Raw genomic sequence first — 24,325 nt, forward strand, 5'->3', positions numbered from 1 at the left:
GCGCGATTTGTCTGTGGCTCCCGGCACTTGGCCTGACGTGGTGTTGGCCCGCGGCGCCCGCGGTTGCTCCGGTCGGCCGCCCACGGTCGGCGTCGCGGCGCCGCGCACGTGACCGTCACCAGTGACGATGTACTTGGTGGAGGTCAGTTCCGGCAGGCCCATCGGCCCGCGGGCGTGCAGCTTCTGGGTGGAGATGCCGATCTCGGCACCGAAACCGAACTCACCCCCGTCGGTGAACCGGGTCGAGGCGTTGACGGCCACCGTGGTCGCGTCGACCAGCTGGGTGAACCGGCGGGCGGCCGCCTGCGAGGTGGTCACGATCGCCTCGGTGTGGCCGGAGGACCACTGCCGGATGTGCTCCACCGCGGCCTCCAGCGAGGGCACCACGGCGGCGGCCAGGTCCAGCGAGAGGTACTCGGCACCCCAGTCCTCGTCGGTGGCCGGCACCACGGTGGCGGGCGAGCCGGCGGCCAGCTTGAGCACCGTCTCGTCGCCGTGCACGGTGACCCCGGCCTCGGCCAGCGCGGTCAGCGCGAGCGGCAGGAACTCCTCGGCCACGTCCTGGTGCACCAGCAGGGTCTCGGCCGCGTTGCAGACGCTGACCCGCTGGGCCTTGGAGTTGAGCAGGATGCCGACCGCCATCGCCAGGTCGGTGCGCGCGTCCACGTACACGTGGCAGTTGCCGGTACCGGTCTCGATCACCGGGACGGTGGATCCCTCCACCACGGTCTTGATCAGCGAGGCCCCACCGCGCGGGATCAGCACGTCCACCAGGCCGCGGGCCCGCATCAGCTCGGTGACCGACTCCCGGCTCTCGCCGGGGACCAGCTGGATCACGTCGGCGGGCAGTCCGGCGCCCGCCACCGCGTCCCGCAGCACGGCCACCAACGCCGTGTTGGAGCGGTAGGCGGAGGCCGAGCCGCGCAGCAGCACCGCGTTGCCCGACTTCAGGCAGAGCGCGGCGGCGTCCACCGTGACGTTGGGGCGGGCCTCGTAGATGATGCCCACCACGCCCAGCGGGACCCGGACCTGACGCACGTCCAGCCCGTTCGGCAGGGTGTAGCCGCGCACCACCTCGCCCACCGGGTCGGGCAGCCCGGCGACCTTGCGCACGTCGGCGGCGATCGCGGCGATCCGCTCCCCGGTCAGCGTGAGCCGGTCGATCACCGACTCGGCGGTGCCCGCCTCCCGGGCCAGCGCCACGTCCTCGGCGTTGGCCGCGGTGAGCTCGGCGGTGCGGGCGACGAGGGCGTCGGCGATCGCGGCCAGCGCGGCGTCCTTGGCCGAGCGCGGCAGCGGGGCGAGTGCGGCGGCGGCCGTACGGGCGCGCCGCGCGGTGGCGAGGACGGGGCTGTCGATGGTCATGCCCTGAAGGGTATCGACTGACCGGCCCCGGTCGGCACGGAGATCACCCGCTGAGACGGCCCGGCCTCAGTACGGGTGCACGCCGCCCAGCTGCCCGGTCGGCTCGCCGAAGCCCTCCGCCACCCGCTGGTGGTAGGTGGCCCGGTCCACCACCTCCAGCCCGACGATCTCCCACGGCGGCAGCTTGGCGGTGACCTTGTGCTCGCCCCACAGCCGCAGGGCGATGGCGGCCGCGTCGTGCAGGTCGCGGGCCTGCTCCCAGTAGCGGATCTCGGCGTGGTCGGCCGCGTAGCGGGCGGTCAGGAAGAAGGAGTGGTCGTGCGCCAGCCGCTCCAGGCCGGCCCGCAGGACGGGCAGCGGGGTCACCTCGCCGGCCAGGCTGAGCACCACGTGCCACAGCCGTCCGGCCTCCGGTTCCTCGGTCCGGGCGAGCGGCGGGAAGAGCCGGTGGACCACCGCCCCCGACTCCCGCTCACCCCTCCCGGACAGCGCTTGGTCGCGCCTGGGTCCCACCGCGGCCTCCTGTTCGACGCTGGCCAGTGCCGCACCGGACCGCCGACCCGACGGCCCGTCGACCCGACGGGCCGTCAGCCGCGCAGCACCACCAGGTCGTCCCGGTGGATGACCTCGCGCTCGTAGGCGGCACCGAGCTCCTGGGCCAGCTCCCGCGTCGACCGGCCCAGCAGGCGCGGCAACTCCCTCGCATCAAAGTTGACCAGCCCCCGGGCCACGATGTGGCCGTTTTCGGCAAGAAGGTCCACCGGATCGCCCGCTGTGAACTCGCCGTCCACCTTGGTGACGCCGGCCGGCAGCAGCGACTTGCCGCCCTCCACCACGGCGCGCACCGCGCCCTCGTCCAGGTGCAGCGCGCCGCGCGGGCTGGAGGCGTGGGCCAGCCAGAGCAGCCGGTCGGCGGTGCGCGCGCCGGTGCGGGTGAACAGGGTCCCGGTGGGCCGCCCGGCCAGCGCGTCGGCGGCGTGCCGGGCGGCGGTGAGCACCACCGGGATGCCGGCGCCGGTGGCGATCCGGGCCGCCTCGACCTTGGTCACCATGCCGCCGGTGCCGACCCCCGCCTTGCCGGCGCTGCCGATCTCGATGCCCGCCAGGTCGGCGGGGCCGTGCACCTCGGCGATCCGCTGGGTGCCGGGCTTGCTCGGGTCGCCGTCGTAGAGGCCGTCCACGTCGGAGAGCAGCACCAGCAGGTCGGCCCGGACCAGGTGGGCGACCAGGGCGGCCAGCCGGTCGTTGTCCCCGAACTTGATTTCGGCGGTGGCCACGGTGTCGTTCTCGTTGACGACCGGGACCGCGCCCATCGCCAGCAGCTGGTCCAGGGTGCGGTAGGCGTTGCGGTAGTGGGAGCGCCGGCTGGCGTCCTCGGCGGTGAGCAGCACCTGGCCGACCCGGCGGCCGTAGCGGGCGAAAGAGGCCGTGTAGCGGGCCACCAGCAGGCCCTGGCCGACGCTGGCGGCGGCCTGCTGGCGGGCCAGGTCCTTCGGCCGGCGGTCCAGCCCGAGCGGGGCCAGCCCGGCCGCGATGGCCCCGGAGGAGACCAGCACGATCTCCGGCGCCCCCGGCTCGCCCAGCCGCTTGGCCAGCGCGTCCACCAGCGCGTCCACCCGGTCCGCGTCCAGCCCGCCGGCCGCGGTGGTGAGCGAGGAGGAGCCGACCTTGACCACGATCCGCCGGGCCGCCAGTACGTCCTGACGCAGTGTCTGCTCGGTCATCGCCCTGTCCCTGTTGCTCGTCCGGCCCGGTCCCCGCGCAATCTACGCGATGAACCGGGCCGGACCACATCGTGTTCCACCGCGTGGGACCAGCGGCGGACCCTACTCGTCCTCGTCGTCGCCGATCTCGGCCGGGCGGCCGGAGGAGAGCGCCTCGAAGGCCAGGTACTCCGCCTCGGCGGCGTCGCGGCCCTTCTGCTTCTCGCGGCGGCGGTCCACCGCCGGCCGCGGGCTCTCGAACCGGTGGTCCTCGCCGCGCCGGCCCAGCATCTCGGCACCGGCCGCCATGGTCGGCTCCCAGTCGAAGACCACGGCGTTCTCGTCGGGGCCGATGATGACCGTGTCGCCCTCGTGGGCGCCGACCTTCCAGAGCTGCTCCTCGACACCGAGGCGGGCCAGCCGGTCGGCCAGGTAACCCACGGCCTCGTCGTTGCTGAAGTCGGTCTGGCGCACCCAGCGCTCCGGCTTGGTGCCGCGCACCCGGTAGGCGCCGTCCTCCTCGGTGACCGTGAAGCCGGCGTCGTCCACCGCCGCCGGGCGCAGCACGATCCGGGTCGACTCCTGCACCGGCTTGGCCGCGCGGGCCTCGGCCACGATGCCGGCCATCGCGTAGCTGAGCTCGCGCAGGCCCTTGCGGGAGGCGGCGGAGACCTCGAAGACCCGGTAGCCGTGCTCCTCCAGCGAGGCCCGGGTCAGGTCGGCGATGTCCTGGCCGTCCGGCACGTCCACCTTGTTGAGCGCGACCAGGCGCGGCCGGTCGTCCAGGCCGCCGTACTGGGCGAGCTCCGTCTCGATCGCCTCCAGGTCGGTGAGCGGGTCGCGGCCCGGCTCCAGCGTGGCGCAGTCCAGCACGTGCACCAGCGCGCTGCACCGCTCCACGTGGCGCAGGAACTCCAGGCCCAGGCCCTTGCCCTGGCTGGCGCCCGGGATCAGGCCGGGCACGTCGGCGACCGTGTAGACGGTCTCGCCGGCGGTGACCACGCCCAGGTTGGGCACCAGGGTGGTGAACGGGTAGTCGGCGATCTTCGGCCGGGCCGCGGAGAGCACCGCGATCAACGAGGACTTGCCGGCGCTCGGGTAGCCCACCAGGGCCACGTCGGCCACCGACTTGAGCTCCATCACGATGTCGCGGGCCTCGCCCGGCTCGCCCAGCAGCGCGAAGCCGGGGGCCTTGCGCCGGGTGGAGGCGAGCGCCGCGTTGCCCAGGCCGCCGCGGCCGCCGGCGGCGGCGACGAAGGTGGTGCCGTGGCCGACCAGGTCGGCGAGCACGTTGCCCTGCTTGTCCAGCACCACGGTGCCGTCCGGCACCGGCAGCACGATGTCCTCGCCGTTGGCCCCGGTGCGGTTGCCGCCGGCGCCCGGCTTGCCGTTGCCGGCCTTGCGCTTGGGCGAGTGGTGGTACTCCAGCAGGGTGGTCACGTTGGCGTCGACCACCAGGGTGACGCTGCCGCCCTCGCCGCCGTTGCCGCCGTCCGGTCCGCCCAGCGGCTTGAACTTCTCCCGGTGCACGGAGGCGCAGCCGTGGCCCCCGTTACCCGCGGCGACGTGCAGTTCGACGCGGTCCACGAAGGTGGTCATGAGCGGTGCCTCCTGGGGCGAGGGAAAGGGTGGAGAAACACGCAGGGTGGACCGGGGAACCCGATCCACCCTGCATGGGATCCAGCGGAAGAGCTGGATCAGGCCTCGACGGCCACGATGTTGACGACCTTGCGGCCGCGACGGGTGCCGAACTGGACCGCACCGGCGGTCAGCGCGAACAGGGTGTCGTCGCCACCGCGACCGACGCCCGCACCCGGGTGGAAGTGGGTGCCGCGCTGGCGGACGAGGATCTCGCCGGCGCTGACGACCTGGCCGCCGAAGCGCTTCACGCCGAGGCGCTGGGCGTTCGAGTCACGACCGTTGCGGGTAGAGCTTGCGCCCTTCTTGTGTGCCATCTCGCTGTCCCCTTACTTACTTCGCGGAGTCGATGCTCGTGATGCGGACGGCGGTGTGGCGCTGGCGGTGACCCTGGCGCCGACGGTAGCCGGTCTTGTTCTTGTAGCGGAGGATCGTGATCTTCTCGCCCTTGGTGTGGTCGACGACCTCGGCGTGGACCTTCACACCGGCCAGCACCCACGGGTCGGAGGTGACGGCCTCACCGTCGACGACCAGGATGGTCGAGAGCTCCACCGAGCCACCCGGCTTGACGTCAACGCGGTCAATCTCCAGCACGTCGCCGACGGCGACCTTGTGCTGGCGGCCGCCGGCGCGAACGATCGCGTACATGCGGTACCTGCTTTCCTTCTCGGTTCGGAACTCTCCGATGCCAGCCACCTGGGTATGGACACAGGGGCCTCCCCCAGGGCCTTCTCGCGAAGGGCTCCGGGAGGTGAGGTGCTCGGGAGCGTGGCGCAAACACGCCGAGGGTCAAGAATACGGACCGGCCGCCCTGCGGGCAAACCGGGCCGTACCGGGGGTGTCAAGGGGACCGGGTCCCCCTGACACCCCACAGGGTCACTCTGCTGCCGTCTCACCTTCGGCGGCAGCCGCCTTCTTGGCCGCCGCGCTGGTCCGCTTGGTCGCGGTCTTGCGGGCGGTGGTCTTCTTGGCCGCTGCCGCGGTGGTCTTCTTGGCGGCGGTCGTCTTCTTCGCGGCGGTCTTGCGGGCGGCGCGCTTCTTGGGGGCCGGGGCCTCCTCCTCGGCGGCCGGCTCCTCGGCCGGGGCCTCCTCGGCGACCGGGGCCTCGACCTCGGCGGTCGGCGCCGACTCCTCGGCGGCCACCGCGGCGGCGGCCAGCGCGGCCTCCATCACGGCCTCGGCGCGCGACTGCAGCACGACGATCTCCGCCTCGGCCGGCGCACCGGCGGGGGCGGTCGCCTTGCGGACCGCGCGACGGCGGGTCCGGGCGGCCGGCGCGGGCGCCTCGACCGCCTCGGGCTCGACCTGCGGCTCCACCGCCGGGCCGGGCTGCTCGACGGCCTCGACCGCCGGCTCCACGACCTCGGCCACCTCGGCGGCCTCGGCCTCGTCCGGCACGACCAGCTCGAACTCCTCGTGCTCGTGCTCGTGCTCGTGCTCGTGCGGCTCGACGGCGACCGGCGCGGCCTCCTCGTGCCCGGCCCCGCCCTTGCCCCGGCGACGGCGCTTGCCCGAGCCGGAGCCCTCGCCCGCGGTACCGACCGGGCCGCCACCGCCGCCCGCGGAGCTCGGCTGCTCCATGTGGACGATCACGCCGCGGCCGTTGCAGTGCACGCACGGCTCGGAGAAGGACTCCAGCAGGCCCTGGCCGACCCGCTTGCGGGTCATCTGCACCAGGCCCAGCGAGGTGACCTCGGCCACCTGGTGCTTGGTCCGGTCCCGGCCCAGGCACTCCAGCAGGCGGCGCAGCACCAGGTCGCGGTTGGACTCCAGCACCATGTCGATGAAGTCGATCACGATGATGCCGCCGAGGTCGCGCAGCCGCAGCTGGCGGACGATCTCCTCGGCCGCCTCGATGTTGTTGCGGGTGACGGTCTCCTCGAGGTTGCCGCCCTGGCCGACGAACTTGCCGGTGTTGACGTCGACCACGACCATCGCCTCGGTCCGGTCGATCACCAGCGAACCGCCGCTGGGCAGCCAGACCTTGCGGTCCAGCGCCTTCATCAGCTGCTCGTCGATCCGGTAGGTGGCGAACACGTCCACGTCGCTGGTCCAGCGCTGCAGCCGCTCGGCCAGGTCCGGGGCCACCGAGGTGACGTACTCGTGGATGGTGTTCCACGCCTCGGTGCCGGAGACGATGACCTTGGTGAAGTCCTCGTTGAAGATGTCGCGGACCACCCGGACGGTCATGTCCGGCTCGCCGTAGAGCAGGGTCGGCGCGTTGCCGCCGGCCGCCTTCTTCTGGATCTCCTCCCACTGCGACTGCAGGCGCTGCACGTCGCGGGTGAGCTCCTCCTCGCTCGCACCCTCGGCGGCGGTGCGCACGATCACGCCCGCGTCGTCCGGCACGATCTTCTTGAGGATCTGCTTCAGGCGGGCCCGCTCGTTCTCCGGGAGCTTGCGGCTGATGCCGGTCATCGAGCCCTCGGGCACGTAGACCAGGTAGCGGCCGGGCAGCGAGATCTGGCTGGTCAGCCGGGCGCCCTTGTGGCCGATCGGGTCCTTGGAGACCTGCACCAGCACGGACTGACCCGACTTCAGCACCGACTCGATCCGGCGCGGACCGCTGTGGCCGAGCTGACCGAAGTTCACCTCACCGGCGTACAGCACCGCGTTGCGGCCCTTGCCGATGTCGACGAAGGCGGCCTCCATCGACGGCAGCACGTTCTGGACCTTGCCCAGGTAGACGTTGCCGACGTACGAGGTGGCCTGCTCCTTGTTGACGTAGTGCTCGACCAGCACGCCGTCCTCCAGCACGCCGATCTGGGTGCGCTGGCCGTTCTGACGGACCACCATGACCCGCTCCACCGACTCGCGGCGGGCCAGGAACTCGGCCTCGGTGATGATCGGCACCCGGCGGCGGCCCAGCTCGCGGCCCTCGCGGCGGCGCTGCTTCTTGGCCTCCAGGCGGGTGGAGCCCTTGATGGACTGCACCTCGTCCGGGTCGAACGAGGGCTCGCTGGAACGGCGGCGCGGCTCGCGAACCTTCACGACCGTGCGGACACCGTCCTCGGCGCCCTCCCCGCCCTCGGCCGCGCCCTCACCGCTGCGGCGGCGACGGCGGCGACGGCGGCGCGAGGAGGCCAGGCCGGTGGCCAGGTCGCCCTCGTCCTCGTCCTCGTCGGCCTCCTCGTCGGCGGGCTCGGTGACCTCGACCGCGAGCGGCTCGCCGGCCTCCTCGGTCAGCTGGACCTCGGCCTCCGGCTCCTCGCTCTCGCCCCGGCGGCGGCGACGGCCACCGCGGCGGCGGCGGCGCGAGGACGGACGGCCGTCCTCCTCCCAGTCGCCCTCCTGCTCCGGGCCGGCCACCGGCGCGGCCTCGGCCGGCGCCTCGACGGCCTGCTCGGCCGGGCGGGTCGGCTGCTCGGCCTGGCGGGCCGGCTGCTCCGCCCTGCGGGCGGGCTGCTCGGCCTTGCGGGCGGGCGCCGGCGTCACCCGGACGGCGGCACGGCCGACCCGGCGGCGGCGGCCCACACCGCTGTACTCGTACTCGTCCTCGTGCTGGCCCGTGGCGGGCTCGGCAGCCGGGGCGGCGGCCGCGGCGGGGGCCGCCGGCTCGACGGTGGCGGCCTGGGCGGCGGCGGGGGCCTGGGCGGCGGGGGCGACGTAGGCGGCGGGCTCCTGGAAGACCGGGGCCTGGAAGATCGCGGTGGCCGGGCGGACCGCGCGGCGGCGGACCCGGTGGCCCTCCTGGTGCTCCGGCTCGGGGGCGGGCGCGGCGGCCGGCTCCGGCGCGGCCTCGGCGGCGGCCTGCTCGGCCTCCTCCTCGGCGGCCTCCTCCTCGGTGGCGGGCTCCTCGACGGGCTCCTCGACCACCGGGCTGCTGACCGGGGCCTCGACCCGCTTGCGGGTGCGGCGGGCCCGCACCGGCTTCTCGACCGGGGCCTCCTCGGCCACCGGCTCGGCAGCGGCGGCGACCGGCTCGTCGGCCACCGGGATCACGGTCTCCGCGGCGAGCGCGGCTCCGTCCGGGGAGCCGGCCGGGCGGGACACCGCACGGCGCCGACGGCGCGGCGGGGCGGCATCGCCGATCTGCTGCGAATCGCTGTTCTCGTTCTCGTTCTCAGGCATGCGGGTGGATCTCCCGTCAGGCCCCCGGGCTCCGCAGCCGGGCACGGCCGGGCACCGGTGGTCGGCCCGGGGGTGTTTCGGCGCCCGGGGCGACTCTCCAACGGCGCCGCCGTGCGGACGCGAAGCCGCACAGGGGCTCGTAGTCTCGCTCGGCGCCCCGCAGGTGCGGGGTGTCGAAAGTCTTCTGGTCTGACCAGTTCTTCTCAGGTTTTCGCAAGCTGCGCGGCCCCACAACCCAGGGTGGCTCCCGGGGCGGGCCCCCGCGCCGGCCCTAAGGGCGGCGCGGTGAAACGGCCAGTGCGCGACGACGCTCGCTCCCCTGGGGAGCCGCGGGAACCCTGGAGCGCGCAGAGCCGGGTGGTTAATCCGGCTCTCGCCTCCGCCCGCTAGGCGGACGCTGCGGCCTGCGGCTCTACGGCCGTCTCCGATGGGACGGCCGGGGCCGCAGCGCGGTCGAGCGCCAGCGGGTCGGTCACCGTGCCGGTCTCCTCGTCGAGCGGCCCCTGCGCCAGCCTGGTCACCTCAGCGGGGACCGGCAGCGCGAGGTCGGCCGTCGCACGAAGACCGGACAAGACGTCGTCTGGTCGTACGGCGGGTGTGGCGTGTCGTACTACCAGCCGCAGTATCGCACAGGCATGACCGGTACGAACATCGGAGGTGGCCGGGGATTCCCCGAGCGGACCAACGCCGACCTGGGCCGGGACCGCTTCCAGACGGGCTACCGCCCCGCGCGCGTCGAAGACCCGTAGCCCGTTCTTCGTCTGCCGTTCCACCTGGACCTCGTCGGCCGCCAGGAAGAGGGCGACCGCCCGGGCCGCCTCCTCGTCGCCGACCTGCGGCAGCCGCAGCTCCCAGAGCGAGGCCTCCAGCCGCTCGACGAAGTTGGGGGTGCGCACCTCGACGGCGTCCACCACGTCCAGCCCGGTGGGCAGCGACTCGTCCAGCTGGGCGCGCAGCTCCTGCGGGTCCCGGAAGTCGGCCAGGCCGATCTCCAGGTACTCGGCCTCGCTGGCCACGCCGGTGGGCGCGGCGTTGGCGTACGACACCTTGGGGTGCGGCGTGAAGCCGGCCGAGTACGCCATCGGCACGGCGGAGCGGCGCAGCGCCCGCTCGAAGGCGCGCTGGAAGTCACGGTGGCTGGTGAAGCGCAGACGGCCCCGCTTGGTGTAGCGCAGTCGGATGCGCTGCACCGTCGGCGCGGGAGGCGGACCGTCGGGCGTGCGGCGTGCCAGAGTCACTCAGTCCTTCGTGAGAAGCCTGGTCCGGGGCTGGGCACCGGACTCTGTCAAGGTGCAAGGGTACGCGCTCGGGCAGCCCGGTCGGTGCTTGACCGGTGCGGTGCTGCGGAGCGGCTCGCGCGAGGCGACCAGGGCGCGGGCGGCCGACAGCCGGAGAACGTCGTGCGCGCAGAACCGGCGCCGCAACCGTCCCGGCGCGGCGGGCGGTCTACCAGCCGTCCATCGCCCGGGCGTCGCCGGAGATCGCGTACCGGCGGCAGGCGAGCACCTCGGCGGTGGTGACACCGATGTCGTCGGCGACGCGGGTCAGTACGTCCTCGTACTGACGGTCCGCCAGGTAGGCCGGGACCGCCTCCAGCGCGAGGAGGCCGATCCGGTGCTGGGCCGCGCGCTGCTGGGCGATCAGGTCGCACCTGGCGGTCACGTGTTGGCGCCAGGCCTCGGTGGCGCCGTCGGGGGCGGGGCCGGTCGCCAGCTCCGCGGCCGGGACGTCCGGGCTGGTGCTGACCTCCGCGACCGCGGCGGCGACGATCCTGCCGACCTCGCCGACCGGGAGCACGGCGCCGCCGGCCTCCCGGTGGGCATCGGTGAGCCGGTCGGCGAGCAGGTCGGTGAGCTCCGCGGTGCGGCCCCCGAGCTCGACCACCGCGCGCACCGGCAGCACCGGGCCGGAACCGTCCCAGGCGTGGGACCGCCCGAGTTCGCGCCGGACGGTGGTCTCGATCGCTCCGGCGAGGTCCGCCAGGTCGAGCAGCCGGTAGGCGGTCGGGCGGCCGATGCCGAACTCCGCCAGCGCGTACGCCGACCACGAGGAGTGCCCGAGCACCCGCCACACCTGCGCCCGGTGCGCGGCGCGGACACCGCGGGCCAGGACCAGGACGGATGCGTCGGCGTCCTCGATCGCCGTCCGCAGCTGCTCGGTCAGCCGCTGGGCCCGCACGTCGTCGTCGCCCGGGCGGTCCTGCTGCTGCCCGTCGTCCATCTCAGGCTCGTTCCCGTGTGGCATCGGGGGGACCGCCGGCGCGGATCGGCACGTGTCCGGGCGCGGCGGCTCAGGCCGGCGCGGCGGCGAGCAGCCCGGTGGCGCGGTCCGCGGTGATGACCCCGAGGAGGTAGCCGTCGTCGTCGACGACGGGCCAGACCGCCAGGTGCCTGATCCGCATCGCGATCGCGGCCAGCCGCAGGCCCATGGTCGGCCAGGCGAACGGGCCGCGCTGGTGCGTGGTGGCACTGATCGCGGTCCGCTCGGCGTACCACAGGTGGGTCAGGAACGGCTGCAGGCTGGTGCGGGTGACCAGTCCCTCGCAGCGGCCGTTGTGGTCCCGGACCAGCAGGTAGTCCAGGTCGGCGCTGCGGAGGATGTCGTCGGCCCGGTCGATGCTGCTGTCGTCGGTGATCTGGTAGTCGAAGGGTTCCATGGCGTCGGCCACCGTGAGGCCTCGGCCGGCCCGGGTCGCCTGCGGGGGGTGAGTGGTCACGGTGTTCACCGCTTCCCGTCTCCGGCCGCCCGCCCGGGGCCGCCGGCCTGTCCTTCACCCAGAACGAAGCCGGAACGAGTACCGGGATGCGGGATGCCCTGGACGCCTTCGAGGCTACTCCGGTCGCGGGCGGGTCGACCGGAGAGGACAGGAGGCGACCGGGAACCACGCCCCGGCCGCCGAACTCCTGCACGTGAGCCGCCCCGCCCGACCCGGCCGGGGCACCGTCCGCTACGCCGGCGACCCCTGCTGCTCGGGCGCCTTGACCACGGTCAGCGGCAGCAGCTTCTGCCCGGTGGGGCCGATCTGGATGTGGGTGTCCATCTGCGGGCAGACGCCGCAGTCGAAGCACGGGGTCCAGCGGCAGTCCTCGACCTCGACCTCCTCCAGCGCGTCCTGCCAGTCCTCCCAGAGCCAGTCCTTGTCGAGGCCGCTGTCCAGGTGGTCCCAGGGCAGCACCTCCTCGTAGGAGCGCTCGCGGGTGGTGTACCAGGCCACGTCGACGCCGGTGCCGGCCAGGCCCTTCTCGGCCGAGTCCATCCAGCGGTCGAAGGAGAAGTGCTCGCGCCAGCCGTCGAACCGGCCGCCGTCCTCGTAGACCGCGCGGATGACGGCGCCGATCCGGCGGTCGCCGCGGGAGAGCAGGCCCTCGACGATGCCGGGCTTGCCGTCGTGGTAGCGGAAGCCGATGTTCTTGCCGTACTTGCGGTCGCCGCGGATCGCGTCGCGCAGCTTGGCCAGGCGGGCGTCGGTCTCCTCGGCGCCCAGCTGCGGGGCCCACTGGAACGGGGTGTGCGGCTTCGGCACGAAGCCGCCGATCGAGACCGTGCAGCGGATGTCGTTGGTGCCGGTGACCTCGCGGCCCTTGGCGATGACGTTCTTCGCCATCTCGGCGATCTGCAGCACGTCCTCGTCGGTCTCGGTGGGCAGGCCGCACATGAAGTACAGCTTCACCTGCCGCCAGCCGTTGCCGTAGGCGGCGCCGACCGTGCGGATCAGGTCCTCCTCGGAGACCATCTTGTTGATCACCTTGCGGATCCGCTCCGAGCCGCCCTCGGGGGCGAAGGTCAGGCCGGACCGGCGGCCGTTGCGGGTCAGCTCGTTGGCCAGGTCGATGTTGAAGGCGTCGACCCGGGTGGAGGGCAGCGACAGACCGATCTTGTCGTCGGTGTAGCGGTCCGCCAGGCCCTTGGTGAGGTCGGCGATCTCGGTGTGGTCGGCGCTGGACAGCGAGAGCAGGCCGACCTCCTCGAAGCCGGTGGCCTTCAGGCCGCGCTCGACCATCTCGCCGATGCCGGTGATGCTGCGCTCGCGGACCGGACGGGTGATCATGCCGGCCTGGCAGAACCGGCAGCCGCGGGTGCAGCCGCGGAAGATCTCCACCGACATCCGCTCGTGCACCGTCTCGGCCAGCGGCACCAGCGGCTGCTTGGGGTACGGCCACTCGTCCAGGTCCATCACGGTGTGCTTGGCGACCCGCCACGGCACGCCGGGGGCGTTCGGCACCACGCGGCCGATCCGGCCGTCCGGCAGGTACTCCACGTCGTAGAACCGGGGCACGTAGACCCCGCCGGTGCGGGCCAGGCGCAGCAGCAGCTCGTCCCGGCCGCCCGGGCGGCCCTCGGCCTTCCAGGCCCGGACGATCTCGGTGATGTCCAGCACGGCCTGCTCGCCGTCGCCCACCACCGCGCAGTCGATGAAGTCGGCGATCGGCTCGGGGTTGAACGCGGCGTGGCCGCCGGCCAGCACGACCGGGTCCTCGTCGGTGCGGTCCGCGGCGTGCAGCGGGATGCCCGCCAGGTCCAGCGCGGCCAGCATGTTGGTGTAGCCGAGCTCGGTGGAGAAGGACAGGCCGAAGACGTCGAAGGCCTTCACCGGGCGGTGCGCGTCGACCGTGAACTGGGGGACGCCGTGCTCGCGCATCAGCTTCTCCAGGTCCGGCCAGACGCTGTAGGTGCGCTCGGCGAGCACGCCCTCGCGCTCGTTCAGCACCTCGTAAAGGATCATGACGCCCTGGTTGGGCAGACCGACCTCGTACGCGTCCGGGTACATCAGGGCCCACCGGACGTCACAGGAGTCCCACTCCTTGACGGTCGAGTTGAGCTCGCCGCCGACGTACTGGATCGGCTTCTGGACGTGCGGGAGGAGGGCCTCCAGGCGTGGGAAGACCGATTCGACTGGCATGCGGCGTAACCCTCTGTGAGAGCGGAAGGGGTGACCCTCAAGGGTAGCGCGACCGAAAGGGCTCCCCCGACCGCCGAGGTCGGGGGAGCCCCGTGCGCACCGCTCAGCCCGCTATCGGCCGCTGCGTGCGGACCGCCTGCAGCAGTCCGATGGCGATCCAGCCGGCGAACATCGAGGACCCGCCGTAACTCACGAAGGGCAGCGGGATGCCGGCCACCGGCATGATCCCCAGGGTCATCCCGATGTTCTCGAACGACTGGAACGCGAACCAGGTGATCACGCCGCCGCAGACGATCGTGCCGAACAGGTCGGTGGCCTGCCGGGCGATCTTGCAGGCCCGCCAGAGGATCACGCCGACCAGCGAGATCAGCACCAGCCCGCCGACGAAGCCGAGCTCCTCGCCGGCCACCGTGAAGACGAAGTCGGTCTGCTGCTCCGGGACGAACTGCCCTATGGTCTGGGTGCCGTGGAACAGGCCCTTGCCGGTCAGGCCGCCGGAGCCGATCGCGATCCGGGCCTGGGCGGTGTTGTAGCCCACGCCGGCCGGGTCCAGCTTGGGGTTGGCGAAGGCGGCGAACCGGTCGATCTGGTACTTGCTCAGCACCCCGAGCTTCCACACCGCCGCCGCGCCCAGGCCGCCGACCGCCATCAGCCCGATCAGCCAGCGGTTCGGCGCCCCGGAGGCCAGCAGGATGCCCAGCGTGGTGACCGCCATCACCATCACCGACCCGAGGTCCGGCATCAGCAGCACCACGCACATCGGGAAGCCGGCCACCGCCAGCGCCTGCAGCACACTCATGTCGGTGGGCATCTCGCGCTCGCCCGAGTCCACCCGGGAGGAGAGCACCAGCGCCATCCCGAGCACGATCGCCAGCTTGGCGAACTCGGCCGGCTGGATGGAGAAGCCGCCGCCGAACTGGATCCAGGAGTGCGCCCCGTTGATGGTCGAGCCGAGCGGGCTCAGGGTGGCGAAGAGCATCAGGACCGCCAGCACGTACAGCACCGGCACCGCGGCCTTGATCCGGTGGTGCCCTATCGCCACCGCGACCCCGAACAGCACCAGGCCGATGACCAGGTTGGTCAGGTGCCGGTAGAGGAAGTACTGCGGATCCCCGTGGGTCAGCGAGTCGCGCCCGCGGGTGGCCGACCAGACCAGCAGCGAACTGCCCAGCGAGAGCGCCAGCGCGGCCAGCACGAGTATCCAGTCGATCCGCCGCAGCGGTGCGTCCTTGGCCAGTGCGCGGGCCAGCGGGCTGCGCTGCGGGGCGAACCGCAGCGGGCGGTACGACCCGTAGGAGGAGGTCATGCCCGGCTCCTTCCGGTGGTGCGGGGCTCCACCGCGACCAGGTCGGCGGCGAAGGCGGGCCGGCCCGGCGCCGGGGTCGGGTAGTCGAGGGTGTACGAGGCCTGCTGCAGCTGCGCGGTGCCGTCCGGGTTGAACTTGGGCAGCTGGGTCTGCGGGGTGGGCAGCAGCGCCTTGGCGTTGTCGATGGCGCCCTTGTCGTCCACGCCGTACAGCGCCTGGTAGATCTTGCGCACCGCGTCACCGGAGCCGCCGGAGCCGGTACCGGCCTGGCTGATCGTCATGACCACCGCGTAGTCCTTGCTGTAGGTGGTCAGCCAGGAGGTGGTCTGCTTGCCGTAGACCTCGGCGGTACCGGTCTTGGCGTGCAGCTGGATCTTGTCCTGCGGCCAGCCGGCGCCGACGAACTTCCAGGCGGCGGTACCGCTGGTGATGACGCCCGCGGTGGCCTGGTCGATGTACTGCAGGGTCTTCTGGTCGTCCGGCAGCTTGCCGGACACCACCGGCGCGATGTCGCGCACCAGCTGGCCGCTGGGGGTGACGATCGCCTTGGCCACGCTCGGCTGGTAGAGCGTGCCGCCGTTGGCCAGCGCCGAGTAGATCCGGGCCATCTGGATCGGGGTGACCAGGGTGTCGCCCTGGCCGATCGCGTAGTTGACCGAGTCACCGGCGCGCATCACGTTGCCGTCCACGCAGTTCTCGCGGGCGATCTGGGTGGCGAAGTCGGTGCCGCCGCCCGCGGCCTGCTTGCACCAGGCGTCCTTGTTGGCGGTGTAGAAGTCCTGCTTCCACTGCCGGTCCGGCACCCGGCCGGTGACCTCGGCGGGCAGGTCCACGCCGGTCTTGGCGCCGAGGCCGAACTGGTGGGCGGTCTTGTAGAACCAGTCGGCCGGGTTCTTCGGCTTGATCCCGCCGTCCTTCATCCACTGGTCGTACGCGAGGCCGTAGAAGACGGTGTCGCAGGAGATCTCCAGCGCCTTCTCCAACGAGATGTCGCCGAACTGCTCGCCCTCGAAGTTCTTGAACTCGCGTCCGCCGATGGTCATGCTCTGCGGGCAGGGGTAGTGGCCGTCCAGCGAGTAGCCGGCCAGCACCGCGGCCGAGGTGGAGACCACCTTGAAGGTGGAGCCGGGGGCCGACTGGCCCTGGATGGCCCGGTTGAGCAGCGGGACGTTGCTGTCCTGGCTGGTCAGGTTGGCGTAGTCCTTGGCCGAGATGCCGCCGACCCAGAGGTTGGGGTCGTAGGTCGGCGCGCTGGCCATCGCGATGATCCGGCCGGTGTGCACGTCCATCACTATGGCCGCGCCGGAGTCCGCGACGTAGTTCTTGTTGGTCTCCTTGTCGAACTGGGTGCGGGCGTCGTTCATGGCCTGGACCAGGTTGTCCTCGACCACCTTCTGCACCCGCGAGTCGAGGCTGGTGACCACGTTGTTGCCGGACTGGGCGGGGGTGTTGCCGGCCGAGCCGATCACCCGGCCCAGGTTGTCGACCTCCAGCCGGTCCACCCCGGTGGTGCCGCGCAGGTCGTTGTCGTAGACCGACTCCAGGCCGGCCCGGCCGATCTGGTCGGAGGGCAGGTAGCGGTCCCGGCCGGTCTTGTCGGCGGTCTTGCTCACCTCGTCGTCGGTGACCGGCGAGAGGTAGCCGAGCACCTGGGCCGCGTTGGCCCCGTCCGGGGCGGGGTACTGGCGCAGCGCGGTGGGCTGGGCGGTGATCCCCGGGAAGTCCTCGCGGCGCTCCATTATCTGCATCGCCTGCTGGGTGGTGGCCTGGTCGGTCACCGGGATCGGCTGGTACGGCGAACCGTTCCAGCACGGCTGCGGCGTCTTGGCGTCGCAGAGCCGGACCTTGTCCTGCACGTCCTTGGGGGCCATCCCCAGCACCTGGGCCAGCCGGGTGAGCGCCGCCTTGCCGTGGTCCTTCTGCTGCAGCAGCGAGGTGCGCGAGACCGAGACCACCAGCTTGGTCTGGTTGCCCGCCAGCACCTTGCCGTTGGCGTCCAGGATCTCGCCGCGCACGGCGGGGGCGACCACCTCGCGGATGTGGTTGCTGGACGCCTTGGCGGTGTACTCGCTGCCGTTGCGGATCTGCAGGTACCAGAGCCGCCCGCCGAGGGTGGCGAGCAGCGAGAGCACCAGGATCTGCAGCACCACCAGACGGATGGTCACGCGGCGGGTGCGGCCGGTCTCCGGGATGTTGCTCACGGGGAAGGAACTCCTGCCTAGCGGGTCGTCAGAGGCCGGGGACGCGCTTCTTGCGGGCGGACGGGCCGACCGCCGAGGGCTCGCGGGTGGTCTTGTAGCGGGCCAGCGTGCCCAGACCCGAGCCGGTCACCTCGCCCACCGCACCGGGGTCGATCCGGCGGGCCAGCAGCATCACCACCGGCACCACGAACGGGGCCAGCAGCAGGTCGTACAGCAGCGCGCTGAACACCAGTCCGGTCAGCCCGACGTGCCGGGCGGCGGTGTCGCCGACCAGCGCGCCGACCGCCGCGTACAGCACCGTGGAGACCACCGCGGCGCCGGCCACCACCACCAGCGGGACGAACACCGAGCGCTGCCGGCCGGGCTCCGCCCGCAGCAGCCCGGCCGCGTAGCCGACCAGGCAGAGCACCAGGGCGTAGCGCCCGATCGCGTGGTCCGAGGGCGGGGCCAGGTCGGCCAGCAGGCCGGCGCCGAAGCCGGCCGTGCAGCCGGCCCCCGGGCCCCAGACCAGCGCCAGGCCGACCACCACCAGCATCAGCAGGTCCGGGGTCGCCCCCGGCAGCTGCAGCCGGCCCAGCACGCTGACCTGGACCACCAGGCCGAGCAGGACCAGCACGCCCGCGAGCACGACACGCTTGACGACCATCGGTCAGTTCCCTCCGGTCTTGCTGGCGGTGGCGGTGGGTTGGGCGGGCAGCTGCGCGACCACCGGCGACGGCTGTGCGGCGGCGTTCGGGGTCGGGGCGGCGCTGGGGGCCGGCGGCAGCACCGCGTCCCGCGGGTCGGTGCGCGGCGGCACCACGACCACCCCGACCAGGTCGAGCCGGGTGAACGAGACGAAGGGCTGGACCAGGACGGTCTTGGTCAGCTCGCCCGGGGTGGCCTCCACGCTGAGCACCTTGCCCACCGGCACGCCGGGCACGAACGGGCGGCCGCTCTGCGAGCCGAAGGTGACCAGCCGGTCCCCCGGCTTGACCTGCGCCTTGCCGTTGAGCAGTTGCACCTTCATGGGGCTGGCGCCCTGGCCGGCCGCGAAGCCGATCTCGCCGCTGCCCTCCATCCGGGTGCCGGCGGTGAAGCCGGGGTCGGTGGCCAGCAGCACGGTGGCGGTGGTCGGGGCCACCGTGGTGACCCGGCCGACCAGGCCCTCGCCGTTGATCACCGTCATGTCGCGCTCGATGCCGTCGTCGCTGCCGGCATCGATGGTGATGGTCCAGGAGAAGCCCTGGGCCGCGCCGATGGCGATCACCTGCGCGGCCTTGACGGTGTATCCGCCGGTGCCGGCGGTGCGCAGCATGTCGTCGAGCTGCTTGGTGCGCCCGGTGGCGGTGTCGGAGGAGGCCAGCCGCTGGCGCAGCTCGGTGTTCTCGGCGCCGATCTGGTCCAGCCGCTGCTGCTGGGTGCCGGAGTCGCGGATCGCGCGGACCGTGCGGGCTATCGGGTCCACGGCGCCGGCGGCGCCCCGCTCGACCGGGCCGAGCAGGGCGGCGGCGCTCTTGCGGGCGCCGTTCAGCGGGGAGGTCTCACCTCCCTTGATGTCCACGGTGATCAGTGCGAAGGCGACGGCCACCAGCAGGATGAGCAGCAGTCGGCTCTCTCGTGTGTCCCTCACGGCGGCGGTGCTGCCCCTTCTTGACGGCCGGTCTGGAAGTGTCGCGGCGGTCGGCCGGACCGGCGTCGCGCCGGCCCACCGCCGCCCCTGGGTCTCGTGCCCCGGCGCTCTCGACCCGCACCGGTGGGTGCTGCGTCGATCGCGCGCGGCACCGGTACTAACGACGCGGCTGCGCGTCCAGTACCTGCTGGAGCGCCTCGAACTCCTCCACGCAGCGGCCCGAGCCGAGCACCACGGAGTCCAGCGGGTTCTCCGCGATGTGGATCGGCATGCCGGTCTCCCGGCGCAGCCGCTCGTCCAGCCCGCGCAGCAGCGCGCCGCCGCCGGTGAGCACCACGCCGCGGTCCATCACGTCGCCGGCCAGCTCGGGCGGGCACTGGTCCAGGGTGGTCTTCACCGCGTCGATGATGGAGTTGACCGGCTCGTCGATCGCCTCGCGGACCTCGGCGGCGGAGATCACCACGGTCTTCGGCAGGCCGCTGACCAGGTCGCGGCCGCGGATCTCGGCGTGCTCGTCCTTCTCGGTCTCCGAGCCGTAGGCCGAGCCGATGCTCATCTTGATCTGCTCGGCACTGCGCTCGCCGAGGAGCAGCGAGTACTCCTTCTTGATGTGCTGGACGATCGCGTTGTCGAGCTCGTCGCCGGCCACCCGGATGGACTGCGCGGTGACGATCCCGCCGAGCGAGATCACCGCCACCTCGGTGGTGCCGCCGCCGATGTCCACCACCATGTTGCCGGTGGCCTCGTGGACCGGCAGGCCGGCGCCGATCGCGGCGGCCATCGGCTCCTCGATGATGTGCACCTGGCGGGCGCCGGCCAGGTGGCTGGCCTCCACCACGGCGCGGCGCTCGACGCCGGTGATGCCGCTGGGGACGCAGACCACCACCCGGGGGCGGGCCAGGTAGCGGCGGCGGTGGATCTTCTGGATGAAGTACCGCAGCATCCGCTGGGTGATCTCGAAGTCGGCGATCACGCCGTCCTTGAGCGGGCGGATCGCGATGATGTTGCCGGGCGTGCGCCCGATCATCTTCTTCGCCTCGGAGCCGACCGCGAGGATGCCGCCGGTGTTGGTGTTGACCGCCACGACTGACGGCTCGTTCAGGACGATCCCCTTGCCCCTGACGTACACCAGCGTGTTGGCAGTGCCGAGGTCGATCGCCAGGTCACGGCCGATGAACGACAGGTTGTTGGCCATGAGGAGTAGAACGCCTTCCCGAACTGGATGTCTTGGGCGAGGAGTTGACCCTCACACCGGTGCACTGCACAGCGGTGCGGGGACTGCGGGGCAGACCCTGGGGCCCACCGAGTGCCTCCATCGTAGCCACGCCCGGCGAACTCGTCGGCGGGGTGGGCATGGCGTCCATTCTCCGTCGCCGAATCAGTTCTTCCGGCATTGGGACGCCGTGTCGGCGCGCCCGGTTCCATATTTGAGGATCAGATTCCCACAGTTGGCTGAGCCGGGCCGTCCTGACCGACCCGGCGTCAGCCGCAGAGTTCCGCCGTCGCGTTCGCTCAGGCGTGCGCGGGGAAGAAAATCTTGATCTCGCGCTCCGCGGACTCGGGCGAGTCGGAGGCGTGGATCAGGTTCTCCCGGGTGATGGTGGCGAAGTCGCCGCGGATCGTACCCGGACCGGCCTGCAGCGGGTCGGTGGCACCGGCCAGCGCGCGCACGCCCGGGATCACGTTCTCGCCCGCGACGATCAGCGCGATCGACGGGCCCTCGCTCATGAAGGTGAGCAGGGGCTCGTAGAACGGCTTGCCGACGTGCTCGGCGTAGTGCTGCTCCAGGGTCGCCCGGTCGAAGGTGCGCAGCTCGACCGCGGCCAGCTGCCAGCCGGCCTTGCGCTCGATCCGGCTGATGATCTCACCGGCCAGGCCGCGACGGACGGCGTCGGGCTTGAGCAGGACGAGGGTGCGCTGGGTCACGGTGCGGCTCCATGCGATTCGGGACGGATTGGTGTAAGCCACCGGCCCAGAGGTTACCTCGGGTGAGCGAACGGTCGGTGCCCGGTCAGGCCCCGGCGGCCGCCCGCTCGGCCCGGATGGCGTCGATCTTGCGGCCGTAGTGCACGGAGCACCACCACAGCCCGGCGAAGACCACGCCCAGCCCGTACAGGGTGGGCAGCAGCAGGCCGCCGGCGATCAGCGCGACCTGCAGCCCCCAGCCGACCGCCACCGCGCCCGGCCGGGTGATCACGCCGCAGAGCAGCACGCAGAGCAGCATCGCCACCCCGCTGACGGTCCAGATCACCGCCGTCGAGACGTCCGTCATCCGCATGGCGACGCAGGCGGCGAAGAGGATCACGAAGACCTCGCCGATCAGCGTGGACGAGCAGAGCGTGCGCATGGCTCACTTCCTCCCGAGCAGCAGGCGGGCCTCGCCCACGGTGATCACCGAGCCGGTGATCAGCACCCCGGCACCGCCGAGGTCGCCCTCCTCCTCGGCCAGCGTGACCGCGGCCTCGATGGCGTCGTCCAGCCGCGGCTCGACCACCACCCGGTCCTCGCCGAAGACCTCGACCGCCTGGGCGGCCAGTCGGTCCACCGGCATCGCCCGGTGGGTCGAGTTCTCGGTCACGACCACCTCGGCCAGCACCGGCTCGAACGCCTCCAGCAGGCCGGTCACGTCCTTGTCCCCGCTGGCGGCGATCACGCCGATCAGCCGGGTGAAGCCGAAGGACTCGCCGATCGCGGCCGCCGTCACCTGGGCGCCGGCCGGGTTGTGCGCGGCGTCCAGCACGATGGTCGGGCTGCGCCGGACCACCTCCAGCCGGCCCGGGGAGGATACCCCGGAGAAGGCCTGGCGGACCTTGTCGATGTCGAGCGAGCCCTCGCGGGCGCCGCCGATGCCGAAGAAGGCCTCCACCGCGCAGAGCGCCACCGCGGCGTTGTGCGCCTGGTGCTCGCCGTGCAGCGGGATGAAGAGGTCGGCGTACTCGGCGCCGCCGAGCCCGCGCAGCGTCACCAGCTGGCCGCCGACCGCGACCTCGCGGTGCAGCACGCCGAACTCCATGCCCTCGCGGGCCACCGTGGCGTCCACCTCGACGGCGCGCTGCAGGATCGACTGGGCGGCGTCCAGCGGCTGCTGCGAGACCACCGCGACGGCGCCCTGCTTGATGATGCCGGCCTTCTCCTTGCCGATCGCGCCGGTGGTGGAGCCGAGCCGGTCGGTGTGGTCCAGCGAGATCGGGGTGATCACCGAGACCGCCGCGTCGATCACGTTGGTGGCGTCCCAGCTGCCGCCCATGCCGACCTCGACCACCGCGACGTCGATCGGCGCGTCGGCGAAGGCGGCGTACGCCATGCCGGTGAGCACCTCGAAGAAGGAGAGCGCGATCGGCTGCTGCTCGTCGACCATCCGGATGTACGGCTCGATGTCCTGGTACGTCGAGACGAACTTCTCGACGCTGATCGGCTGGCCGTCCAGGCTGATCCGCTCGGTCACCGACTCCACGTGCGGGCTGGTGTACCGCCCGGTGCGCAGCTCGAAGGCGCCGAGCAGCTGCTCCACCATCCGCGCGGTGGAGGTCTTGCCGTTGGTGCCGGTGATGTGGATCGCCGGATAGGAACGCTGGGGCTGGCCCAGGATGTCCATCAGGGCGTTGATCCGGGCCAGGGTGGGCTCGATCTTGTTCTCCGGCCACCGCTTGGCCAGTTCCGCCTCGATCTCGCGAAGGGCGGCCGGCTGGTCGGTGGAGTCCGCACTGCTGGGGCGGATGGTGTACGGGTTCGGCCCGGCGCTGCTGCTCACGCCGCCAAGTCTACGGAGTGCGCGGGCCCGCACCGCGCGCGCCCCGGCCGCTCGTCGCGGCGCCGGTCGGCGGCCTGTGCCGCCGGGTAAACAGTCGGCAAAGTCAGCAATTCGGCACACCGTGGAAAGGGCCCCGGACCAGCCCGGACGGCCGCGCGCCGCGCCCCGGGTCAGACCCCGGCCGGCACCGCGGCCTGACGCATCCTCAGCTCGCGCAGCACCTGGTCGACCTCCTCCTCCGGGACCAGCGGCAGCATCATCGCCACGCCCTGGAGCAGACCGCCGAGCAGGAAGGTGGTGTCCGCGGTGGCGGCGACCAGCTCCCGCACCTGCGCCACGTCGCCCCCGCGCACCGCCGCGATCAGCCGGGCGGCGTCCGCCGACTCCTCGTCCACGGCGACCCCGATCTCGCTCTGCGGGGCCCGGCGCGCCAGCGAGCGGAGCACCCGGTCGCCGACCTCGGGGGCGTAGGCCTTGCGCACCGCCTCGGCGGCGATCCAGGCCAGCATGGTGAGCACGGTGCGCTCGTCCTGGTCCTGCAGCAGGCGGTCCAGCGCCTCGTCGAACGCGAGCTGGTTGCCGTGCCGGAACGCGAGCAGCAGGTTCGCGGCCCGTCCCTTGGCCTCCTCGACCCGCTGCGCGGGGAGTTCGCCGGCCGTAGTGTGCGCTCGCGTCATGCCATGCCTTCCCGTCGCCGCTTGTGCGGACCGGGCTGTTCCAGACGGAAATCCTGAGCCCGGGGCTGCAGCACACCGTATACGGCGCACCTTCTCCGGTCATCGGACCTGGCCGCGGGTTGTGCCTGAAAAGAATGCGAACCTGATCGATTCTTGGCTATCCGGGGAATTCAGCGGTTAATCGGTCCGGACGGCTTCGCACCGGTTTCCCAGTGGTTCCCCAGTGGCGGCTGCTGGACTGGGGGTCCGGTCAGCAGTGCCAAGCGAGGGCGGGGTCGTGCACCAGGACGCGTTCGGTCAGCCGGGCCAGCTCGGGCCCCGGGTCCGCGCCGAGCTGCTCGCGCAGCACCCGGCGGGCGGTGCCCAGCGCCTGCAGCGCCTCGGCCTGCCAGCCGCACCGGTACAGCGTCAGCACCCGCAGCGCCCAGGCCGACTCCCGCAGCGGGTAGTCGGTGACCAGCTCCTGGCTCTCCGCCAGCGACTGGCGGTGCTCGCCCAGCCCCAGCCGGGCCGCCACCCGGATCTCCCGGGCCAGCGAGCGGCACTCCTCCAGCCGGCCGATCTCCGCCCGCAGGAACCGGGAGTCCGCCAGGTCGGCGAAGGCCGGTCCGCGCCACAGCCGCAGCGCCTGGTCCACCTGGGCCAGCGCCTCGGCCGGACGGGCCGCGGTGGCGGCCGCCACGCCCGCGGCCACCAGGTCGACGAAGCGCCGGGTGTCCACCCGCTCCGGGCCGACCGCCAGCGCGTAGCCGGCCGGGTGGCGCAGCAGCACCAGCGGCTCCTGGCGGGCCCGGCGGTCCGGCTCCAGCGCCCGGCGCAGGTCCGCGACGTAGGTGTGCAGCGCCTGGCGGGGCTTGGCCGGCAGCTGGTCCTCCCAGACCGAGTCGATCAGCTGGTCCTCCGTCACCAGGGAGCCGTCGGCCACCAGCAGGGCGGCCAGCAGGGCCCGGGGGCGGCGGCCGCCGAGCCGGGCCGCCGCCCCGTCCACCGTGGCCCCGACCGGGCCCAGCACGGTGATCCGCACATCGTGGTTGCGATCGCAACGCGCACTGTTCTGCATGGCACCGAGCCTGGCCCGGCGCCGCCGCGCTTCCCATGGGG

Annotated in this window: 20 protein-coding genes and 1 pseudogene; all 21 read right to left on the reverse strand. The window is 72.8% G+C overall.

The window, feature by feature from the left end; all coding sequences use genetic code 11:
• Positions 1-102 precede the first annotated feature (102 nt).
• Positions 103-1,365 (reverse strand): annotated as a pseudogene (locus ACFW1A_RS00360) (glutamate-5-semialdehyde dehydrogenase); the annotation flags it as partial.
• A 66-nt stretch (positions 1,366-1,431) separates the two neighbouring features.
• Positions 1,432-1,821 carry a hypothetical protein gene (locus tag ACFW1A_RS00365; RefSeq protein ID WP_380401592.1) on the reverse strand — a complete coding sequence of 130 codons (390 nt, stop codon included), beginning with the start codon at positions 1,819-1,821 and terminating at the stop codon, positions 1,432-1,434.
• A 131-nt stretch (positions 1,822-1,952) separates the two neighbouring features.
• On the reverse strand, positions 1,953-3,089 hold the full coding sequence (gene proB / locus ACFW1A_RS00370) for a glutamate 5-kinase (protein ID WP_380401481.1): 1,137 nt from the start codon (positions 3,087-3,089) through the stop codon (positions 1,953-1,955).
• 102 nt (positions 3,090-3,191) lie between these two features.
• Complete coding sequence (obgE, locus tag ACFW1A_RS00375; RefSeq protein WP_380401484.1) at positions 3,192-4,667, reverse strand: GTPase ObgE; 1,476 nt, start codon at positions 4,665-4,667, stop codon at positions 3,192-3,194.
• 98 nt (positions 4,668-4,765) lie between these two features.
• The gene (rpmA, locus tag ACFW1A_RS00380) at positions 4,766-5,023 is read right to left on the reverse strand and encodes a 50S ribosomal protein L27 (RefSeq protein ID WP_030309712.1); all 258 of its coding nucleotides are present in this window, start codon (positions 5,021-5,023) and stop codon (positions 4,766-4,768) included.
• A 16-nt stretch (positions 5,024-5,039) separates the two neighbouring features.
• A complete protein-coding gene (rplU, locus tag ACFW1A_RS00385) occupies positions 5,040-5,354 on the reverse strand; it encodes a 50S ribosomal protein L21 (protein ID WP_380401487.1) in 315 nt (104 codons plus the stop codon).
• A gap of 228 nt (positions 5,355-5,582) precedes the next feature.
• Positions 5,583-8,777, reverse strand: coding sequence for a ribonuclease E/G (locus ACFW1A_RS00390; protein ID WP_380401490.1), 3,195 nt, complete (start codon positions 8,775-8,777; stop codon positions 5,583-5,585).
• 386 nt (positions 8,778-9,163) lie between these two features.
• On the reverse strand, positions 9,164-9,967 hold the full coding sequence (locus ACFW1A_RS00395; RefSeq protein ID WP_380401595.1) for a TIGR03936 family radical SAM-associated protein: 804 nt from the start codon (positions 9,965-9,967) through the stop codon (positions 9,164-9,166).
• Between the two features lie 256 nt (positions 9,968-10,223).
• The gene (locus tag ACFW1A_RS00400; protein WP_380401493.1) at positions 10,224-10,997 is read right to left on the reverse strand and encodes a hypothetical protein; all 774 of its coding nucleotides are present in this window, start codon (positions 10,995-10,997) and stop codon (positions 10,224-10,226) included.
• Between the two features lie 70 nt (positions 10,998-11,067).
• Complete coding sequence (locus ACFW1A_RS00405; protein WP_380401495.1) at positions 11,068-11,493, reverse strand: CBS domain-containing protein; 426 nt, start codon at positions 11,491-11,493, stop codon at positions 11,068-11,070.
• Between the two features lie 231 nt (positions 11,494-11,724).
• Positions 11,725-13,677, reverse strand: coding sequence for a TIGR03960 family B12-binding radical SAM protein (locus tag ACFW1A_RS00410; RefSeq protein ID WP_380401498.1), 1,953 nt, complete (start codon positions 13,675-13,677; stop codon positions 11,725-11,727).
• Positions 13,678-13,780: 103 nt separating this feature from the next.
• On the reverse strand, positions 13,781-14,983 hold the full coding sequence (rodA, locus tag ACFW1A_RS00415) for a rod shape-determining protein RodA (protein ID WP_380401501.1): 1,203 nt from the start codon (positions 14,981-14,983) through the stop codon (positions 13,781-13,783).
• Positions 14,980-17,184 carry a penicillin-binding protein 2 gene (gene mrdA, locus ACFW1A_RS00420; protein ID WP_380401504.1) on the reverse strand — a complete coding sequence of 735 codons (2,205 nt, stop codon included), beginning with the start codon at positions 17,182-17,184 and terminating at the stop codon, positions 14,980-14,982. Before mrdA ends, rodA begins: the two co-directional genes overlap by 4 nt.
• A gap of 28 nt (positions 17,185-17,212) precedes the next feature.
• A complete protein-coding gene (mreD, locus tag ACFW1A_RS00425; RefSeq protein ID WP_380401507.1) occupies positions 17,213-17,830 on the reverse strand; it encodes a rod shape-determining protein MreD in 618 nt (205 codons plus the stop codon).
• A gap of 3 nt (positions 17,831-17,833) precedes the next feature.
• The gene (mreC, locus tag ACFW1A_RS00430) at positions 17,834-18,796 is read right to left on the reverse strand and encodes a rod shape-determining protein MreC (protein ID WP_380401510.1); all 963 of its coding nucleotides are present in this window, start codon (positions 18,794-18,796) and stop codon (positions 17,834-17,836) included.
• Between the two features lie 157 nt (positions 18,797-18,953).
• Entirely contained in the window at positions 18,954-19,979 is a 1,026-nt protein-coding gene (locus ACFW1A_RS00435; RefSeq protein WP_145908394.1) for a rod shape-determining protein, read from the reverse strand.
• Between the two features lie 329 nt (positions 19,980-20,308).
• Positions 20,309-20,722: a nucleoside-diphosphate kinase gene (gene ndk, locus ACFW1A_RS00440; RefSeq protein ID WP_380401513.1), complete on the reverse strand. Its 414-nt coding sequence runs from the start codon at positions 20,720-20,722 to the stop codon at positions 20,309-20,311.
• 85 nt (positions 20,723-20,807) lie between these two features.
• Positions 20,808-21,143, reverse strand: a complete 336-nt coding sequence (locus tag ACFW1A_RS00445; RefSeq protein WP_380401516.1) for a DUF4233 domain-containing protein — start codon at positions 21,141-21,143, stop codon at positions 20,808-20,810.
• 3 nt (positions 21,144-21,146) lie between these two features.
• Positions 21,147-22,580 (reverse strand): bifunctional folylpolyglutamate synthase/dihydrofolate synthase, encoded by a 1,434-nt coding sequence (locus ACFW1A_RS00450; RefSeq protein WP_380401519.1) that lies wholly within the window; start codon positions 22,578-22,580, stop codon positions 21,147-21,149.
• Between the two features lie 137 nt (positions 22,581-22,717).
• Positions 22,718-23,224: a hypothetical protein gene (locus ACFW1A_RS00455; RefSeq protein ID WP_380401522.1), complete on the reverse strand. Its 507-nt coding sequence runs from the start codon at positions 23,222-23,224 to the stop codon at positions 22,718-22,720.
• Positions 23,225-23,474: 250 nt separating this feature from the next.
• On the reverse strand, positions 23,475-24,284 hold the full coding sequence (locus ACFW1A_RS00460; RefSeq protein ID WP_380401525.1) for a BTAD domain-containing putative transcriptional regulator: 810 nt from the start codon (positions 24,282-24,284) through the stop codon (positions 23,475-23,477).
• Positions 24,285-24,325 lie beyond the last annotated feature (41 nt).

Origin of the sequence: Kitasatospora sp. NPDC058965 (assembly GCF_042741245.1) — a bacterium.
Taxonomy (GTDB): Bacteria; Actinomycetota; Actinomycetes; order Streptomycetales; family Streptomycetaceae; genus Kitasatospora.

Bases quoted from the DNA above. Each gene is read 5' to 3' on its own strand.
- proB (WP_380401481.1), bottom strand. From the start codon at position 3,089: ATGACCGAGCAGACACTGCGTCAGGACGTACTGGCGGCCCGGCGGATC.
- obgE (WP_380401484.1), bottom strand. From the start codon at position 4,667: ATGACCACCTTCGTGGACCGCGTCGAACTGCACGTCGCCGCGGGTAAC.
- rpmA (WP_030309712.1), bottom strand. From the start codon at position 5,023: ATGGCACACAAGAAGGGCGCAAGCTCTACCCGCAACGGTCGTGACTCG.
- rplU (WP_380401487.1), bottom strand. From the start codon at position 5,354: ATGTACGCGATCGTTCGCGCCGGCGGCCGCCAGCACAAGGTCGCCGTC.
- ACFW1A_RS00390 (WP_380401490.1), bottom strand. From the start codon at position 8,777: ATGCCTGAGAACGAGAACGAGAACAGCGATTCGCAGCAGATCGGCGAT.
- ACFW1A_RS00400 (WP_380401493.1), bottom strand. From the start codon at position 10,997: ATGGACGACGGGCAGCAGCAGGACCGCCCGGGCGACGACGACGTGCGG.
- ACFW1A_RS00410 (WP_380401498.1), bottom strand. From the start codon at position 13,677: ATGCCAGTCGAATCGGTCTTCCCACGCCTGGAGGCCCTCCTCCCGCAC.
- rodA (WP_380401501.1), bottom strand. From the start codon at position 14,983: ATGACCTCCTCCTACGGGTCGTACCGCCCGCTGCGGTTCGCCCCGCAG.
- mreD (WP_380401507.1), bottom strand. From the start codon at position 17,830: ATGGTCGTCAAGCGTGTCGTGCTCGCGGGCGTGCTGGTCCTGCTCGGC.
- ACFW1A_RS00445 (WP_380401516.1), bottom strand. From the start codon at position 21,143: ATGCGCACGCTCTGCTCGTCCACGCTGATCGGCGAGGTCTTCGTGATC.
- ACFW1A_RS00455 (WP_380401522.1), bottom strand. From the start codon at position 23,224: ATGACGCGAGCGCACACTACGGCCGGCGAACTCCCCGCGCAGCGGGTC.
- ACFW1A_RS00460 (WP_380401525.1), bottom strand. From the start codon at position 24,284: ATGCAGAACAGTGCGCGTTGCGATCGCAACCACGATGTGCGGATCACC.